14 protein-coding genes are annotated in these 18,731 nt (G+C 34.8%); 5 read left to right on the top strand and 9 right to left on the bottom strand.

What is annotated here, in order from left to right:
- Positions 1-105: 105 nt before the first annotated feature.
- The 4 genes from GOQ24_RS03695 to GOQ24_RS03680 all read right to left on the bottom strand — a co-directional run bounded on the left by GOQ24_RS03695 (position 106) and on the right by GOQ24_RS03680 (position 5,030).
- The gene (locus GOQ24_RS03695) at positions 106-1,023 is read right to left on the bottom strand and encodes a DMT family transporter (RefSeq protein WP_155091326.1); all 918 of its coding nucleotides are present in this window, start codon (positions 1,021-1,023) and stop codon (positions 106-108) included.
- A 366-nt stretch (positions 1,024-1,389) separates the two neighbouring features.
- The gene (locus GOQ24_RS03690) at positions 1,390-2,589 is read right to left on the bottom strand and encodes an MFS transporter (RefSeq protein WP_160339121.1); all 1,200 of its coding nucleotides are present in this window, start codon (positions 2,587-2,589) and stop codon (positions 1,390-1,392) included.
- A 93-nt stretch (positions 2,590-2,682) separates the two neighbouring features.
- Positions 2,683-3,597, bottom strand: a complete 915-nt coding sequence (locus GOQ24_RS03685; protein ID WP_155091328.1) for a helix-turn-helix domain-containing protein — start codon at positions 3,595-3,597, stop codon at positions 2,683-2,685.
- A 44-nt stretch (positions 3,598-3,641) separates the two neighbouring features.
- Positions 3,642-5,030: a phosphatase PAP2 family protein gene (locus tag GOQ24_RS03680; protein WP_155091329.1), complete on the bottom strand. Its 1,389-nt coding sequence runs from the start codon at positions 5,028-5,030 to the stop codon at positions 3,642-3,644.
- Between the two features lie 229 nt (positions 5,031-5,259).
- On the opposite strand from GOQ24_RS03680, the gene GOQ24_RS03675 reads away from it, so the two are divergent.
- Positions 5,260-5,439, top strand: coding sequence for a hypothetical protein (locus GOQ24_RS03675; RefSeq protein WP_160339120.1), 180 nt, complete (start codon positions 5,260-5,262; stop codon positions 5,437-5,439).
- 37 nt (positions 5,440-5,476) lie between these two features.
- On the opposite strand, the gene GOQ24_RS03670 is transcribed toward GOQ24_RS03675, so the two are convergent.
- Both GOQ24_RS03670 and GOQ24_RS03665 read right to left on the bottom strand, forming a co-directional pair.
- A complete protein-coding gene (locus GOQ24_RS03670) occupies positions 5,477-6,535 on the bottom strand; it encodes a 3-oxoacyl-ACP synthase III family protein (RefSeq protein ID WP_160339119.1) in 1,059 nt (352 codons plus the stop codon).
- Positions 6,536-6,667: 132 nt separating this feature from the next.
- Complete coding sequence (locus GOQ24_RS03665) at positions 6,668-7,711, bottom strand: alpha/beta hydrolase (RefSeq protein ID WP_155091332.1); 1,044 nt, start codon at positions 7,709-7,711, stop codon at positions 6,668-6,670.
- Positions 7,712-8,591: 880 nt separating this feature from the next.
- On the opposite strand from GOQ24_RS03665, the gene GOQ24_RS03660 reads away from it, so the two are divergent.
- The 3 genes from GOQ24_RS03660 to GOQ24_RS03650 all read left to right on the top strand — a co-directional run bounded on the left by GOQ24_RS03660 (position 8,592) and on the right by GOQ24_RS03650 (position 13,619).
- Positions 8,592-12,059: an AAA domain-containing protein gene (locus GOQ24_RS03660; RefSeq protein ID WP_230381495.1), complete on the top strand. Its 3,468-nt coding sequence runs from the start codon at positions 8,592-8,594 to the stop codon at positions 12,057-12,059.
- A gap of 292 nt (positions 12,060-12,351) precedes the next feature.
- The gene (locus tag GOQ24_RS03655) at positions 12,352-13,062 is read left to right on the top strand and encodes a hypothetical protein (protein WP_155091333.1); all 711 of its coding nucleotides are present in this window, start codon (positions 12,352-12,354) and stop codon (positions 13,060-13,062) included.
- Between the two features lie 68 nt (positions 13,063-13,130).
- Complete coding sequence (locus GOQ24_RS03650; protein ID WP_155091334.1) at positions 13,131-13,619, top strand: hypothetical protein; 489 nt, start codon at positions 13,131-13,133, stop codon at positions 13,617-13,619.
- A gap of 240 nt (positions 13,620-13,859) precedes the next feature.
- Here GOQ24_RS03650 and gcvP read toward each other — a convergent pair whose 3' ends face one another.
- Positions 13,860-16,709 (bottom strand): aminomethyl-transferring glycine dehydrogenase, encoded by a 2,850-nt coding sequence (gcvP, locus tag GOQ24_RS03645; RefSeq protein WP_155091335.1) that lies wholly within the window; start codon positions 16,707-16,709, stop codon positions 13,860-13,862.
- A 123-nt stretch (positions 16,710-16,832) separates the two neighbouring features.
- Here gcvP and GOQ24_RS03640 point away from each other — a divergent pair, with 123 nt between their 5' ends.
- The gene (locus GOQ24_RS03640) at positions 16,833-17,663 is read left to right on the top strand and encodes a hypothetical protein (RefSeq protein ID WP_155091336.1); all 831 of its coding nucleotides are present in this window, start codon (positions 16,833-16,835) and stop codon (positions 17,661-17,663) included.
- A 23-nt stretch (positions 17,664-17,686) separates the two neighbouring features.
- On the opposite strand, the gene GOQ24_RS03635 is transcribed toward GOQ24_RS03640, so the two are convergent.
- Entirely contained in the window at positions 17,687-17,896 is a 210-nt protein-coding gene (locus GOQ24_RS03635) for a helix-turn-helix domain-containing protein (protein ID WP_006259555.1), read from the bottom strand.
- Between the two features lie 10 nt (positions 17,897-17,906).
- The gene (locus GOQ24_RS03630; protein WP_155091337.1) at positions 17,907-18,533 is read right to left on the bottom strand and encodes a DUF2975 domain-containing protein; all 627 of its coding nucleotides are present in this window, start codon (positions 18,531-18,533) and stop codon (positions 17,907-17,909) included.
- Positions 18,534-18,731: the final 198 nt, after the last annotated feature.

Raw genomic sequence — 18,731 nt, 5'->3', positions numbered from 1 at the left:
ATGACTATTTTTACCCATAGTAGTTTAAAGTGTGGTTACTTCAAACTTACTAAAAATTAGAGTAGTCTGAAAAAACTACTCTTTTTATCGGACAACAATGATAATTTATAGTTCCGGTTCGGGAAGTACTTTCTTCTTAATCTTTGTAAGTAGTAGGATTGTCGTGATGATACACAAACTACCTATCCAGTCAAAATAGTGAAATTGTACTCCGAAGTAAGTAATCGCAATGAATGTAGCTGATAAAGGTTCAGCACAAGCTAATAAACTTGCTCTCTGAGGACCAATATTCTTAATTGCAGTTAAGAATATATAGAAAGGGATCAGAGTTCCTAAAAATACAATGAATGTAACAGCAGCAAATGTTTCACCATCCCATATTCCTTCTAAGTGGTGTGGTGGGTGGATAATACTCATTGCAATACCTGCGATTAACATACTCCATCCGATGATTGAGATAGGACTGTATTTTTCTAACAAGTGGACAGGCATAATTGTATATGCTGCCAAAGCGATAGCTGAAGCCATACCCCATATTAAGGCAGTAGGGTTTATGCTAAGCTTAGAAGTATCACCATGTGTAACCATTAAGAATGTACCTAACATGGCTAAGCCGATAGCTAAGAATTCAATTGGTTTGGGCCATTTCTTTAATCGTAGTGCAATGTAAACAGCTATAAATACAGGCCCTGTATATTGTAATACAGTTGCAGTAGCAGCGTTTGAATGAAAGATAGTGACAAAGTAAGTATATTGTACTGTCAGCATTCCCAAGACGCTAAATAGCAATAGTTGAATAGCATCTTTTTTATTTTTCCAAATACCTTTTACATCTGGATTTCTTTGCATTATACCAAAGAATAACATCAGAACTCCCGAGATTAATAAACGGACTGTTACTAACCATTCGGCATTGAACTCTTTCTTGTCAAAAAGGAACTGTGCAAAAGCACCTGAAACTCCCCAAAGCATCGCTGCAAATATAGCAGATGCAAAGCCTAAAAATTTTTTATTTGATTGCATTTTATTTGATGTACTACAAGTACACTATGGTTAAAGAAATAATTTACTACTTTTATTTATAGACCTAATTATGTTGCAAAATTACTGATAATAATGACTGTTTTTATCTCTTTTTTAAGTCAAGAAGTGAATTTACTGACATCTTAGTGAAGTCAATAATTTCGCATCGTTTATAGCATTGTTTTTTAGGTAATTGTGTTTTTTTGATAACAAAATTGTTTTATTGTTGATAGGAGGGAATTTTTGAGGATTTTGTAAAATGAAAAAAGAGTAAATAAAGCCTTTTTTAATTACTTTATTTACTCTTTTTTCGTGTTATTAACTTGTGTTATTGATAATTTACTAAAGCTGTTTTTGTATTTGAATTTACTTTAACAGTTTTTTATTTGCTTGAACAATGAGTAAAATGGTAGAAAAAAGCAATAGAAAGATAATTATATATCGAATGCTTAATTCCATTTGTCCTGAGATGTTCCCCGTTGATGAAATGACAAAACTTGATATGGAGGTAATAACGTAAACAAGTCCTCCCATTAATCCACCTGCAGTTCCCGAGTTTTCTGGAAAGGTCAACATTGTTGAAGTAAAGAAATTATTGAACAGTGTACCCGAGCAGATGTGAATAAGAAATAAAAAGGGCATCATAACCCAAATGTTTTCTAAGAAGTAACTCATTGCAATAAGCCCACCAATCAAGATAAGCTGTACTATTGCGGGTTGTTTTACTCTTGGTTCAAATTCGAGATAGATTCGCCTTTTACCAACAAATCCTCCTAACATCCACGAAAAGCCAAGGATTAATGTACAATAGCCTATTACAACAGAATTATAGTGAAAGGTATTTTCAATTATAAAGGGCCCTGCAATATTGAAGATCATAACAATGGAATAGCTTAAACCTAAAATGATAATACCTAACATGAACATTTTATTTTGAAGCATGGTTGAATACAATTGAACTGTGTTTTTAAGATTAAACTTTTTCTTCTCTGGAATACTCTCTCCACTGATTGCCAAGTCTAATATTAATAGTATTCCCGCATAGATAGCAAGGAAAAAGAAATTAGCTTGCCAGTTGAATAGCTTTTCCAAGTATCCACCAAGAAATGGAGCTAATATCGGACCACAAGACCATACTACTGTAAAGTAACTCAAGTAGTGTGCTCTCTTTTCGGTATCATATAGGTCCATGAATAGAGCTCTTGTTGCAACAACTAAGATAGAGATACCTATCCCCTGAACTATTCTAAGTAAGCAGATATAAAAGATATTATCTAAGTAGGCAATACTTATGCTTGTAATAACTAAGGTAAATAAAGCAATAAGCCGTGGCTTATATCTACCAATGCTATCCAATAAGCTACCTACAAATAGCTGTGAAATACCATAACTCAATAAGTAGCAGGTAAGCGTAAGTTGTATCTCTTTTTCCAAGACATTCAAATCCTTTGCCATAGAAGGGAATGACGGTAAGTAAATGTCAGTGACAAAACCTGAAAGAGGTATGGAAATAAAAGCCAAAGCGGTTATCAATTTCTTTCGTTGTTCTGATGTGTTTTTAAGCATAAAGTACATTGTTGTTTAGACGTGCAAAATTAACAGCTAATGCCTTTATGGCTTTTATTTACTCAAAGGGATAATTACGAAAATCAAAGATTGTTAGAGGGTGTTCTTAAATTGCAAGGGGGTTATTGAGGCGTATTTTTTAAAGAAGTTATTAAAATGGGTAGGGTGATCGAAGCCGAGTGTATAACCTATTTCTGCTATGTCCCAGGTTGTGTGTTTAAGAAGGTTTTTTGCTTCCTCGAATACTCTGTTTTTGATTACTTGGGTAGTTGTATTTCCTGTGTTTTTTTTGACGATTGCATTTAAGTGATTTACATGTACGTTCAGTAGTTGAGCAAAGTCTTTGGGTGTTTTCAACAACAGAGGATAAGCAGGAGAATCTAAAGGAAACTGATTATCTAAGGCATTGTCAAACAAACGGTATAGTCTATCGGCAGGAGATTGCTCTTGTATGTGAATATCTTCTGCTTTTAACTGTAGGGCTTTGTGCAAGACAATAGCTACTAAGTTTCGTATGATTTCGTACTTTAAAGGGTAAGAGCTTTGTGCCATTTCATACATCTGCATAAAGTAGTTATTAAGGCTTTCTACTTCTGCGTCAGCTAAGAATATAAACGGCTTGCTCCATTCCTTGAATAAGGATGTTTTTTTAAATAGTTCAAGAGACGCATCTGAGTGAAAGAATTCCTTGTTGAATAAACAGAAGTATCCCTCTTGGTTTTCTGAGCATGATTCCCATTCATAAGGTATTGTTGGACAAGGAAGGAATAGAGTAGGTTTGTCTATCACTAAGGTGTGTTTACCATATTTGAACTTCCCTTGTCCAATAATTAAACAGATTTTAAAAAAGTCTCTCCTGTTGTAGGGAGTGCTGAAGTGACAATGTTTACGCGTATTTATATTAAAGTGAGACTGTCCATCTTGATAGTTGTTGATATCAAAACCGTAGTTTTTGCCTGTGATAGTATATTTGTAATAATCCTTTATGGTTTCTAAATCTTTACTCATATCATTCCTAAATTCAAGTGTGTAAAGTTACTAAAATCAAATATTTAAAAATAGGCTGTTAATCTAAATCCTAAACTCATATAGTTAAATGGTTGATGAAAAGTATTGATCTGAGAATCACCTTCTTCTAATATTGATTTGTTGATTGTATATTTCATTTTCGCTTGGCTGTGATTAAAGTCAGAATATAGAGTTACACCTAAATTATCTGTTATATTGTAAGTCAGAGCCATACCAGCAGTAAATTGGAATGTGTCAGCTGGTTTGTATGATGCAATTTGCAGTTGTCCATTCTCCAAGTCTGGAATATCGATATCAGATGAACGTACTTTTAAAGAGATGTTTCCATCTGCTCCTGTGCTATATCCTCCTAAAGCCTTAAGCATAAGGTTCCACTTTTCTCCGAAGTGAAAAGCATAGTAAGGCCCCACAGAGAAGGTTAGGTTACCCATTGATTCAGATAGTACTTTTGCATCAATTTGATGATTCTCTGGTGCGCTTAGTTTTTCTTCGGAAAAGGGAAAACTCGCTACCATTATTTGCCCTCCGATTCCCCAATGCCTATTGAAGAAATAAGCACCTTCCAATCCTGCTTCCCATCCCATTTTGGCAAGTGATTCATTATCTTCTGTTTCTACTAAGCTGGCTAAGCCACTTGTGTAACCTACTTTAATGGATAAGAAAGAGGGGTTTTCATTACCTTCATATTTAGAGAGTAAGCTCAAGTTGTCGCCTTTGTTTCCATAAATTTTATCTACAAAAAAGTAAGCTAATTGGGTAGATAATATACCAATACCTGCGCCCGCTAATACATCTGGTGCCCAGTGGCGATTGTTTAGGCTTCTTCCTACTCCTGTCATCGTCGCTATTCCATATCCTCCTATAGCATACGCAGGATTGACAAGACCATATTCTTTGTCTAAAAATGCTGCATTGGCAAATGCCATGGCTGTATGACCTGATGGAAATGAGTTTTTCGTGGATCCATCTGGTCGTTCAACTTTGGCTGTATATTTAATACCATTTACAAGAATAGCCATTATAGCCATACTTGTAGCATAGGATATTGTAGTTCTTTTTATGTTATTTCTTCCTTGTACGCCAGCTGCCTTTAGTCCAAAAGTTGCAGCTGCTGGTACGTACTGGAAATAATCGTCATATTTGTATTTGAAAGTTGGAATATAGCGATTTCTTATTTCGCGTATATCTTCTTTGCTGTGCCAAGTTGCAGCTGAAGCTCCAAAGAATACGGTAGGTACTAAGGCAATTTTAGTTACCTCACGATCCCAGAAGTTTTTGTTGTTGGCTACTGACAGATTTAATTTCTCCGCAGTTAATTCTTTTACAAGATCTTTATCTGATTGTTTTATATGTTGTGCGAACGATTTTGTTCCCAATAAGATTATAACGAATAGATAACACTGAATCTTCATATTGCTTTTTTTGTGCAAATGTAGTTGGATATTTGTTTTTTAAATGATTGTTTTACAGTGTTTTATATAGATGGTTTTAGTGTTTTTTTAAATGCTTTTGTCTAAAACAAATGCCATTTAAGGTCTTGTGAAAAGCTAATAATTGGCATAATAATTGGTCTATAAGTAGCTAATAACTATACAATTCGTATAGTTGCATGGCTATTTATTAACTAAAGGTATATAAGTGATGGTAAGTAAGAGTTCTGTTAAGCGAAGTTTAGCCCTTGTTATCCTTGTCGTTATTATTATCCTGATCTTGGACTTGTTTGACGTGTTCAAGAAGTATAAGTTTAGCATTAGTATTTTCTGCTATATAGTATTGTTGATTGCGATTGGTTACTATATCTATAAGATGAAGAAGAAATAAAAAAGGTCTATGAACAATTTCATAGACCTTTTGATTTTTATAGTTGATAAACAAATGCGTTTATATTCATACCTGCACCTACTGATGCAAATAGTAATATATCTCCTTTTTCAAGTTGATGATGATCAATTTGTTTATTAATAATCATATCATATAGGGTTGGGAGAGTAGCGACACTACTATTGCCTAATTTGTGAATATTCATAGGCATGACATATTCAGGCATCTCCATATTGTATAATTCAAAAAAGCGCTTAACGATGGCTTCATCCATTTTCTCATTGGCTTGGTGAATCATCACTTTCTTAATTTTCGATATCGGCACCCCACTTTTGTCCATACAGGCTTTCATAGCCAGTGGTACACAAGTAAGAGCAAATTCGTATATCTTTCGCCCGTACATTTTGATGTATTTTGTATCAGGATCTAAGTCAGGATGATATGATTTGCCGTAGTGTATAAAGAAAGCTTCTTCTAATGTGTAGCTTGCACTGTTTACTGCAAGAATACCACCTTCTTCAGTTTTACTTTCAAATATTGTCGCTCCAGCACCATCAGCGTAAATCATTGAATCTCTATCGTGTAAGTCTATTGTGCGAGACAATGTCTCCGCTCCAATAATCAAACAGCGTTTGGCTAAACCGGATTGCATCATGGCATAAGCATTAATCACTCCTTGTAACCATCCCGGACAACCAAACAGCATATCGTAGGCAATACAGTTGGGGTTTTTGATTTTTAAATTGTGTTTGACACGCGATGCTAAACTTGGGACATTGTCCGATTGTATTGTACCGTGTTTAATATCACCAAAGTTGTGCGCAAAAATAATTTGATCTATCGTCTCAGGGTCGATGTGAGCATTTTCGATTGCTTTTTGTGCTGCAATGGTTCCTATATCAGAAGTGGTTAGATTGTTTTCAGCATATCTGCGTTCTTCTATTCCCGTAATCATTTGTAGCTTCTTAGCTATTCTCTGATTGTTGTCGTTGAATGGCTTACCGCTCTCATCTCTAAAGTCAAATTGGTCAAAATCATTATTGGTGATTACTTGAGTTGGGATGTAGCAGCCTGAGCCAATAATTTTTATATTCATAATTATAGGAGGTTGTTTTTGTTTCTTATCCGTAAACTTAGCGTAATTATCATATAATGACAAGATAATAGTTATTTTATTTAGAAGTTGATGAGGTTTTTATATGCAGAGCAAGAAGTTGTGAAAATGTGTTTATTTTTGATGTAATTTGTCTCTATATTGTTCAAAGTACTTTACTGTGTCTTGCTCATCCATCTTTTTGTAGTAGTCAATGATGTAGTTTAAGTAAGCTTCATTAGGCTTAAATTCAAAGTGCATTTTTTGGCTAAAGCTTTTGTAGTTTTCTTCGACTAATTTTGGGTTCTCTTTTATTTGCTTGAAATTTATACCAAATCCTTCAAAGATATATCTAAGTCCGTCTAAGTTTCCTTTTAAGGGAATGCTTCCGTGATCCTCTCCTTCGTATTGAACGTATTTATAACTTAAATTTTTTAGTTTCGTCTTAGTCATATACTGGTTGTATTCTTGAATACTTGAGTAATGTTCTTTTTGTCCACCTTTATTTTGAGATTCGTCTACTTGTGTCACAAAGAGTTTTCTATTTTTAAAATCTTTGGTTGGGTTCAACTCATATTGCTTTAACATATACTGCCCATCCCACCAGATACTTGGGTCATGTACGATATAGGCATGAAACATATCGGTGTAGTTTAACAAGTTGTTAAGTGCAGTAATTCCTCCAAAGGAATGTCCAATTAGTACGTTATAGCCCATAGTTCTATAATTCTCATTGATGTAAGGCATCAATTCTTTTTCTATAAAGCTAAAGAAGTTCGCATTACCGCCGCTTTCTCCCTTGATTTTACTCTTTTGAGCCTCTGTCATATTTTCTTCTTTTCGCGTACTCGGGGTAAGATCTCTCGTGCGATTAGTATTTACAATACCTACGACAATCATTTCAGGAATACTTGGATAAGGGTACTTCGAAAGTTTTTCGACATAAGCAGTTAAATAGTTGAAGTTTGATTCACCGTCAAGTAGGTAAATCACGGGATATTGTTGAGGTGTAATGGTTGTGTCTGTATAACTTTTAGGCAAGTAAATTTGTATTTCTCTGTCTTCGTTAAGTTGCTTAGAGTTTAGTTTATACATTTTGCCAATTGCAATGTCATTTTGTGCTTTTGCAGCTATTGTACTTAAAGAAAGTACTGCTAATAATAATAGTTTTCGAAACATAATAAGTGGTTTTATCCTTGCAAATATAATTGTTTAAAACAATTCTAAATAACAAAATGAGATTAAATAGCCGTTTTTGTCTCTCTACTCTTTCTGTAAACTGGCATAATGTGGTTTTTAAGACAGCTATATTTTGTCACAATTATGCACACTACTTTTTAGTTGATTATTGTCGTTTAAGTATAGAGCAGAAGTTCCGTTTCTCTTGATGAGTAGAATATCTGTTTTTTATTGTAATTGTTTTAGTTCCAAAAGGTGGAATCGCTAAAGTCATCCTCTGATTTAGTCAGTCGCAGTTTCCTTTTAGGGATTTCCTATGAGGAATACTTTAAAAAAAAGAAGGATGTTTTTTTATAGAATTGTAGTTTTATATCACTGTTTTTTTAGAAAAACAGGTGTTTTGTCTTGTTTTTGTTTCTTTAATAGCTGCTTTTGTTGTCTTTTATTTCTTAAAAGCAAAAAAAAGGGTCTTTTTTTTATTGTATTATTTGGTGTAATGTACTGTTTTTTAGGTAATTAATGTTGTTGTTGGTAAATATGTTGATTTGAAATAAGGCTCTTATCCTTAGTAAATAGGCGGGTTGCAGCGAGATCGTAGGACACTTCTGGGACAATAGTAGGACAATAACGCGAAAAATAGGGCTTTTGCCCATTCATTGTCCTATTATTAATGGTTGATGGATTTATTATATTTTATACACCTCTGAAGGTATATGGATGTAGGTTTGTCGTATTACTGGTTGATTAACTGTGTTTTTTAGGATGCAATTGTCTTTCTGCTTTGGGTTCTCTATTGGCAGTATTGCTTTTTGTTTTTTAAATCACTTTGTATACTGTGTAAGTACAGTATATACTCTTATTTTTGTGATATAATTACGCGATGATGAAACTTAGGAACTCTACTGACTTTTTCTTTTCTTCTCTGTGTGAAATCGCACAGAAAGTCGAAGGCACTTCCATACGATTGAATTACCTTCGATTAAAAGGGCTTTTAGATAAGGTTACCAAAGAGATTGTAAGAGATGAGAAGATTGTTTTTTCCAATTTGTTTAGTCGACTGGCTTTTATTTGTAGTAAGTATAAAGTATCCACGGTAATTCACGAATTTAGAATTGTTTCGAATGAGATTTACCGCTATGATGAAAGGGATTTAGAATCTTGGTTTATTACATATTGGAAGGATGTTAACTTGTTTTTATCTCAAGTAAGCGGTGTACCAGTACCTTATGTAAATACTTGCTTTTTCTCCGAAGTCGATTGTAGGAAAGCAAGTGCGACTAAGTATTTTGATAGCTATTTGGAACGGGTAAAGGTGTCGTTGGTCAATAGAGATGACAATTTTATTTATTGTCTTAGATTGGATATCAACGAAGTCATAAAGGTAAAAGTTCACGATGGAGAAATGAGTACACCATTTACTTCTCTGCCTCACTTTCCATTGCAATCCTTACTCTATTTAGTACATATTCACATCGATAGCAATGATGTTTATTATCCTTCTGTGATCGTTTTAGAGCCTGATTATCTTATAGATGTATCTGCAATAGCGGAGTGTAATCAAGATTTTGGATTATCTCCTTTACTTTTCTTGAAATCAAAGATGGATGCGATTCCCAATACCAAGCACCTATTGATCGGTAACTTTGCTAACTTGGTAATGGATGAGGTTGTGAATAATTTTTACAATCAAGGAGTGAACTTTGATTCTCTATTTCAAAAGCACTTTGAGAATTATCCATTTGAACATTTGTTTTGTAGGGATATTCAATCAGTGGAGCATTTTAGGGAATATCAAGAGGCTTGCCAAATGCACTTTAGACACATATCTAAGGTAGTTCAGGAAGACTTTACCTACTATGGTTTACGCGATATTGATAATATTGCTCTGGAACCTTCATTTTTGAATAATGTATTTGGGTTACAGGGTCGTTTGGATCTGTTCTACGATAATCCCAATAACGATCGGTCTGCTGTCATTATTGAACTCAAATCAGGAAGTACTGCATATCCTGACTACGGTACAAATATTAAGGATAATCACAATACACAGTTATTTTTATACTACTTGATGATTAGTGAATCATTGGGGATTTCGTTTAAGAATATTGCCAATCAACAATATATTAAGGGGTATATTCTATATAGTAAGGTTAGTTCTAACAATCTTCGTTCTGACCATATTAATTTAGAAAGAGTACAGGAGATTTGCGAACTTAGAAATCGCATTATCTTGAATGAGAAGATGATACAGAGTGGAGATCTCAATAAGGTAAGCGCGGTATTTCGCGGTTTAAACGTAGAGTCTATTGTAAACAAACCGACTAATGACAAGTTTAAGAATATTTTAGAAAAGCAATACAAAGCATTTGTAGAGCCGATCTATGGGGCAACGATTTTACAACAAGCTTATTTTTACAGTTTTTACAGTTTTGTAGCTCGCGAACAAAACCACAGCAAATTAGGAGATGGTCGTAGAGAAGGGGTTTATTCTCTTGCAAGTCTTTGGAATCAAACATTTCATGAGAAAGAAGATGCATATAGTATTTTTTATGATTTAGTTATTAGTCAGAACGAAGTGGATACTGATCAAAAAAAGATAGTCTTTAAAAGACCTCTTATTGGCGATGGTTTTGCCAGTTTTAGGGTTGGCGATTCTTGTGTTTTATATCCATTTGAGAGCACTGAGGATACAGCTGTAAAGCACCGTATTTTTAAAGTCGTGATTAAGAGTATTACACAAGAGAGTATTGAAGTTGCACTGAGATATAGGCAGAATAATAAAGCTTATTTCAACCGATATCAAAAATGGGCATTAGAAAAAGACTTTATGGACTCTGGCTTTAATAGTATGTATCGCAGTCTATACGAGTTTATGAAAGGCAGTTCACATAAGAAAGACCTTTTATTAGGGGTAGAAAAACCTAAGCAAAAAACTCCTTATGCTTTTCACAAAGACTATCTGTCTGTAGAGCAAAACAGGATTCTCACAAATATTCTTTCTTGTGATGATTACTTTATTCTGAATGGGCCTCCGGGAACAGGAAAGACCTCTCATATTATCAAAGAGTTAATCAAGGAGCTTTACCAAAATTCTCGTGTAAATATCTTGGTGTTATCTTATACAAATCGGGCGGTCGATGAGTTGTCATCTGCCGTATGCGAGGCATTGTCTGATTATGATGTAGAATACCCCTTTATTCGCATAGGAAGTGAACATTCTTGTGAGGTTGATTATCACAAGTATTTGCTTAAAAATACGATTGCTATGAAAAAGGAAGCTCTGGAACTTCAAGGCAAAACATTTTCGCGAAAAAGTTTGATGCATTTGGTTCAAGCGCAACGTGTTTTCTTGTCAACTGTAGCTACTATCAATAATCAGTCAGACTTGCTGGCCATGAAGAAGTTTGATATGATCATTATTGACGAGGCATCACAAATATTAGAACCTCAAATAGTGGGGATTTTGGCTAATTGCAAGCGATTTGTTATGATTGGGGATCACAAGCAATTGCCTGCTATTGTTTTGCAAAATGATGAATTAGCAAAGACTAATAACACTATGCTTGAAGGCATAGGTCTGTACACGCATAGCAATTCCCTGTTTGAACGCCTGTATAATTATTGTGTGAAAGAGCGATTAGATTATGCTTGTGACACGCTTACTTTTCAAGGACGTATGCACAAGTCTATTGCTGAGTTTCCCAATGAGGTATTTTATGACGGTATTTTGAAAGAGGCTTTTGAGTTGAGTAATTTGTCACAAGAGGCCAAAGGGTACTTGGCAAGACAAGTCAGAATGATGGACTTCAAACCCTGTAGTGCAAATGCGTTAGATCAATTATTAGCTTCTAAGCGAATGCTATTTTTAGACGTAGAAGATCAAGCAGGTCAAAGTTTTGCTAAAGCCAATGAATTAGAGGCTGATTTGGTGGTCGAGGTGATTAAGCGGCTAATCTCCTTATATGATGTTAATCAACGACCTCTTGATGTCATCAAGCAAATTGGCGTTATTGCACCTTTTAAGAATCAAATAGCACTTATTAGATCAAAGTTGGAATCTCTGAATATCGCTAATAGCAACGAACTGATAGTCGATACAGTGGAGCGTTTTCAAGGAGGTCAAAAGGATATTATTATCTACTCGCTGACAGTAAGTGACCCTTATCAACTGGAGAGTTTGGTGAATCTCAATGAGGAGCAATCTGTTGATAGGAAACTAAACGTAGCTCTGACTCGTGCCAAAGAACAGATGATTATCGTGGGTAATAGTAAAGTGGTTAGTGAAGATCCCATATATATGCAATTAATTGAGTATCTAATTTCTAATTCAAGTTATCAACAATTGTAAACAAATGATGTTTATAAGTGTTGATAAGATAGGGATAAGATGTTGATAAGTATAAGTGTATTTGTTTATAAAGTTCTTAATTAATTGAAATTTAGTATTATATGAGTTTTTTAGTTATTAACATATTAGAAAGGCTATGTTGATAACTAAAAGTAGCGGTTGTCTATTCTTTGTAAGTCATTCACAATTAAAGCTCATTATTTGATTGTCATATTTATTTAGCGTTACAATATTTTATATTGTGAATGTTTTTTGTAGTTAAAACATTGAATTGATAAATAAATGAGAGATTATGAATGAAAAAATTGATTTTGTTTGGCATGAGGCTGCAAATAGGTGTGCTATTTGCAAAGCTGAATTAGCCAAAAACGAAACAGAGAACTCTACTACTAATGCGTCAGGAGTCATTTTAGAATATAATACTCATTTAGAAGTAACTGAAGATATAAGTTCTGACGAACCTGATATGGTACTTCTTTGTCAATCTGACTATGACTATGTCAGAAGAAACTCAGATACTTTTGACCGGGATATTCTCGATATCTTAAAGCGAAAACACGAGTTGTGGGTGTATAATTTTTTATATAGTAAGAAAGAGCAGGGAATTAATGGAATTTACTTCGATGAAATTGTTTCAGTGGATCGGTTGTTAAGTCTTTTAGATCAAGCAGAAGGTTACTTTTTGGATTCTAATCTTCAGAGAAGTAGTATCAACAACGTAGTCTGCCGAAAGCTGTTTAAGGCAATAAATGAGTATGAAACGACAGATAAAGAAATAGCTCTTGAGAAGAGAGAAAATGTTTTAAATGCTTTTAATATATTGGTTAAGAAATGGGTTAGAGTTTTTGGAAAAGTTGTTTTGCAGGATGTTTATCAAAAGGCAAGTAGTGATTATCGAACGCTGAGTATTTGTTTTATAGTAGTCTTGAATAAGAATACATCTCTAAATCACTTTAATGGAAAGAAACTGATCTATCATATACCAAGTGGCTTGGCATTTTAATTAGATCATTTTTTTTAATGCGTTTTTATTTTTCCAATGTAAGTTTGCGGAAATTTAAAAAGGATAGGATGAGAAAGTATTTTATTTTATTTCTCGTGAGTAGCTTGTTTATGGTTAGTTGCGACAATCGCGAATCTGATTTAGGTTACAATGTATCGGTTTGGAATACGGTAGTGACTAAAGTTAATGATGTTGTAGGTATTGAGCAGAGCATTGTGAGCCTGGATGGATATTCGATGTTTAGTCAAAGGGGAGAATCTGCTCAGGAGTACATAAGGGAAGCTATTGAGGAGTATGCTAAGATGGATGTCAAGGAAGACGTTGTACCAATGAGAGAGGCTTTGATTTCGTATATGAAAGAATGCGATAAATTATTGGATATTTACTTATCGTTAAGTAAACAGTCAGTAGATAAGGTTCTCACAGAGGAGGTAGTTGAGGAAAGCTATTTACACATCGAAAGTGTATTTATGGAAATGGAGAAGCTGTCAGAGCAAGTAACTTTGGAACAAAAAGCCTTCGCTAAAAAACATTATATTACAAGATATGTATTGTAGTAAGTATTGTGTTTAACCCCAAATCCGCATTCGCTAAATACTGCAAAGTAATTCGACTTTGCAATTCCACTATTAGCTATTGTAGCATACTATAGTATATGTGTATTGTTAATTCTGACCTATTCAGTATCATTTAATAGCTTCTCTATCTAATGCGTATTTTGGGTAAAATACAAGTGATTACAATACAAAAAAGGCTGTCCTCAAGGACAGCCTTTTCCATTTATAATTATTCAGATATTAGTTTTCTAAATAAGCTTCGATAGGAGCACAAGAACAAATTAAGTTTCTGTCACCGTAAGCATCGTCAATACGACGTACAGTAGGCCATAATTTGTTTTCAGCTACATAAGGAAGTGGGTAAGCCGCTTTCTGTCTTGAGTATGGAAGATCCCAGTTATCAGCAGTTAATAATGCTAATGTGTGAGGAGCATTCTTAAGCTCGTTCACAGGGTTTTCGATAGTTGCATTCTCAATCTCTTGACGGATAGAAGCCATAGCATCACAGAATCTATCAAGTTCTTCTTTGCTCTCACTTTCAGTTGGCTCGATCATTAATGTACCAGCTACTGGGAAAGATACTGTAGGAGCGTGGAAACCGTAGTCGATAAGACGTTTAGCGATATCTGTTACCTCGATACCTTTTTCTTTAAACTCACGTACGTCTACGATCATCTCATGTGCAGCACGTCCTTTCTCACCTGTATAAAGGATAGAATAATGCTCCTCTAAACGAGATTTCATGTAGTTAGCATTTAAGATAGCTTGTTGTGTTACTTTCTTAAGACCCTCAGTTCCTAACATAGCGATGTAACCGTAAGAAATTAAACACACTAATGCAGATCCATAAGGAGCAGCAGAGATAGCAGTGATTCCTTTCTCTCCACCTACCTTAACGATAGGGTTAGTAGGTAAGAATGGTACTAAGTGCTCAGCCACACAGATAGGTCCTACACCAGGCCCACCACCTCCGTGAGGAATAGCGAAAGTCTTGTGTAAGTTTAAGTGACATACATCAGCCCCGATATTAGCAGGGTTAGTGATTGCCACCTGTGCATTCATATTAGCACCATCCATATATACTTGTCCTCCGTTATCGTGGATGATTTGAGTAATCTCCATGATAGCAGACTCATATACACCATGTGTAGATGGGTAAGTCACCATAAGACAAGATAAGTTATCTTTATATTGTTCAGCTTTAGCTTTTAAGTCAGCCACGTCGATATTCCCTTCAGGTGTAGTTTTAGTCACGACTACTTTCATACCAGCCATAGCAGCAGAAGCAGGGTTAGTACCGTGTGCAGAAGCAGGAATAAGTGCGATATCGCGTTGGAAGTCACCTCTTGAGTGGTGGTATGCACGGATAGCCATAAGACCAGCGTACTCTCCTTGAGCTCCAGAGTTTGGTTGTAATGTAGTACCAGCAAAACCAGTAATCACATTTAACTTCTCTTCTAATCCGTGTAGCATCTCTAAGTATCCTTGTGCTTGATCAGCAGGTACGAATGGATGAACGTTGTTCCACTGTGCATTACTCAATGGTAACATCTCAGCAGCAGCATTCAATTTCATTGTACAAGACCCTAAAGAAATCATAGAGTGGTTAAGCGCTAAGTCTTTACGCTCTAATTTTTTGATATAACGCATTAACTCAGTCTCAGAGTGGTAGCTGTTAAATACAGCGTGCTCTAAGAACTTAGAAGTACGTTTTAGTTTATCTTGGTATTTAATTTCAGTGCTTAATGCAGTTACTTCTGTAGCTGTCTTACCAGTAGCTTGAGCGAATACATTAACAATAGCATTGATATCAGCTAATTCTACAGTCTCGTTTAATGAAATAGAGATAGTGTTAGCATCGATATAGTTAAAGTTAATAGAATTAGCTTCAGCGATAGGTTTTACTTTAGCAGCATCCGCTTTCACTAAGATTGTATCAAAGAAGTTAGCATTAAGTTGTTCAATACCTAATTTACCTAATTCAGTAGCTACAGTTACTGCTTTTGCATGGATTAAAGAAGCGATGTTAGTCAATCCTTTAGGTCCGTGGTAAACAGCGTAGAAACTAGCCATAACAGCTAATAATACTTGAGCAGTACAGATATTAGATGTAGCCTTCTCACGTTTGATATGTTGTTCACGAGTTTGTAAAGCCATACGCAGTGCGAAGTTGTCATCAGCATCTTTAGATACTCCGATGATACGACCTGGCATGCTGCGCTTATATTCTTCTTTAGTAGCGAAGAAAGCAGCGTGAGGACCTCCGAATCCTAATGGAATACCAAAACGTTGAGTAGTACCTACTACTACGTCAGCACCCATTTCTCCTGGAGGAGTTAATAATACTAAAGACATGATATCAGCAGCTACAGCTACTTTAATGTCTTTTGCTTTTGCTTGGTTTATAAAGTCAGCATAGTCAGCTACGATACCGTGTTTACCAGGGTATTGTAAGATAGCACCGAAGAATTCTTCTGAGAAGTCAAACTCTTCGTGGTTACCTACTACTAACTCTACACCAAATGGAGTAGCACGAGTCTGTAATACTGATAAAGTCTGTGGTAAGATTTCTTCAGAAACGAAGAATTTCACTACGTTATTTTTCTTTTGATCTCTTGTTCTTACGTCGAATAATAAGATCATAGCTTCAGCAGCTGCAGTTGATTCATCTAATAGAGAAGCATTTGCAATCTCCATACCAGAAAGCTCGATAACAGTAGTTTGGAAGTTTAATAAAGCTTCTAAACGACCTTGAGCTACTTCAGCTTGGTAAGGAGTATAAGCTGTATACCATCCTGGGTTTTCAAATACGTTACGGATAATAGCAGCAGGAACTACTGCCTCATTATATCCTAAACCAATGAAAGAACGGAATATTTTATTTTTGTTTCCTAATGCTTGAATGTGAGATAAGTACTCATACTCAGTCATTGCAGGGGCAAGGTTTAAATCTTCTTTAAGACGAATAGCGTCTGGGAAAGTTTCGTTGATTAATTGTTCGATGCTATCAGCTTTCACTGTTTTAAGCATCTCTGCGATATCCTCAGGACGAGGACCAATGTGTCTTAGAGCAAATGCGTTTGTTTTCATTTGGACAATAAATAAAAGTTGTGTTTAATCACACAAAAATAACCATTAATCTGACAATTGTGTCTTTATATCAATTAATTTTGAAAAGTGTATAAGCATAACAGTAGAAGACTGATAAATAATATGGATTTGTTAAAAAATAGAATAGTTGCTCTTTATTTAAACGGAAGTATTCACGTTTCCTTAGCAGTATTTGCTTTGGCACAAATGACATTTTATTTCTGTCACCTTCCATTTGATGCAGTTGTGTCTGTATTGGCTTTTACAGGAACATTGTTTTCGTACAACTTCATTAAATATGCTGAGGTAATCTATAGGCATAAAACTCCATTTACGCTTCGGTTAAAGGTCATTATTGGGATAAGTATTATTGCGTTGCTGATAGGGACTATGGCTTTCTTTATGTTGAAATGGAAGGCACAGTTGGTCACTTTGAGCTTATTGGTGTTGTCAGTTTTATATGCTATACCTATTAGTAGTAATCGAAGTAATCTGCGCAACCTGGCAGGGCTTAAAGTATATATCGTCTGTCTGTGTTGGGCTACTGTAACGCTTATAGTACCGGTGATGAATGCGGATATACCGGTCAGTTGGGATATTGTAGTTAAGTTTATACAGCGTTTTATCTTAGTGTTTATTCTAATCGGGATATTCGAAGTTGTTGACTTACAATACGACGACAAGTATTTAAAGACCTTACCTCAGATGCTTGGAATAGCTAATACCAAGTGGTTGTTGGGATTGTTATTAATTCCTTTTTATGTTATCGAATTTTTTAAGGTAGGGTATCAACCTATACAAGCGTGGAATAACTTATTGATTGTTCTTCTTACGCTGTTCTTTATTTATTATGCATCTCCTAAGCGCACCAAATTCTTTACGCTATTTTGGGTAGAGAGTGTGCCTATTGTTTGGTGGTTAATTGTTGTAGTTCAGGGAAATGCCAGTTTATAAGAATAAGAAAGACCAAGCAGTGCTCAGTCTTCATTTACATATTCTAGTATATCAGCTGGTTGACAATCTAACTCTTTACAGATTGCCTCCAATGTACTAAAGCGTATGGCTTTTGCCTTATTGGTCTTGAGTATGGATAGATTACTCACAGTGATACCTACACGCTCAGCCAACTCATTAAGCGATATCTTTCGCTTAGCCATCATGACATCAAGGTTTACTATTATTGGCATATCGTGGGGGTTATATGGTTAGATCTGCATCTTCTTTTAGACGCAAATGTTGTTTCAATACTTCTACAATCATCAACAAAATTAAGGGAATAAAGAATAATGTGATGTCGTATGCTGTAGTTTTAACAAGTGTTAAGTTATAGAAACTGGCAATACTCTGTTGTTCAAGTTGAGTGAAGTACACGATAGTGTTCCCTATTATAGCGAATGTAATTTGTATATAGGCTAAGAATTTTAGACGTCCTATTTGATCAGCATCTACAATAGTTCCCTTGTATAAATTCTTAAAGAATTTGAATAAAACAATTAATAGCATAGGTATTATAAAGAGACTTATTAGACCTAATAATCCCAATAAAAAGCTTGTCATTGTTGATTTTGTTTCAGAAACTTCAAATGTGATAGTTTCTTCTACAGTTGTCACTTGTGCCGTGATTGATTGGCTGTTTTCTTTACTAACTAACGTTTTGTTTAAATTAGGTGTTTTATCTGATTTCACCACTATAGTGGCATAGTCTTTTCCTTCTTTAAATGCATTATTTCCTTCCTTTAATCCTTCTGTAAAATCTTTGAAGTGAGAGGTAAATGAAAAAATATAGGCAATTAAGAAAAGTACAGTAAGTAGTTTTAGTTTCATAGTATTGATTTTTTAAAATACGATATCAATTACCCATTCACAAAACGCTACTAAAAGTGTCACCCAATAGAATAATAATTTAATCATAGTAGTTTATTTGTTTGGTTTTACAATGCTTCAAAAGTAATAGTTTTTTTTTATAAAACAAGAATAATTTATTGTTATTCGATAAATAGTTATCTTTAAACGTAAAATATA

This window comes from Myroides sp. LoEW2-1 (assembly GCF_009767705.1).
Taxonomy (GTDB): domain Bacteria; phylum Bacteroidota; class Bacteroidia; order Flavobacteriales; family Flavobacteriaceae; genus Flavobacterium; species Flavobacterium album_A.
The sequence above is the reverse complement of the archived record's forward strand: the minus strand, read 5'-3'. Positions and strand labels throughout refer to the sequence as shown.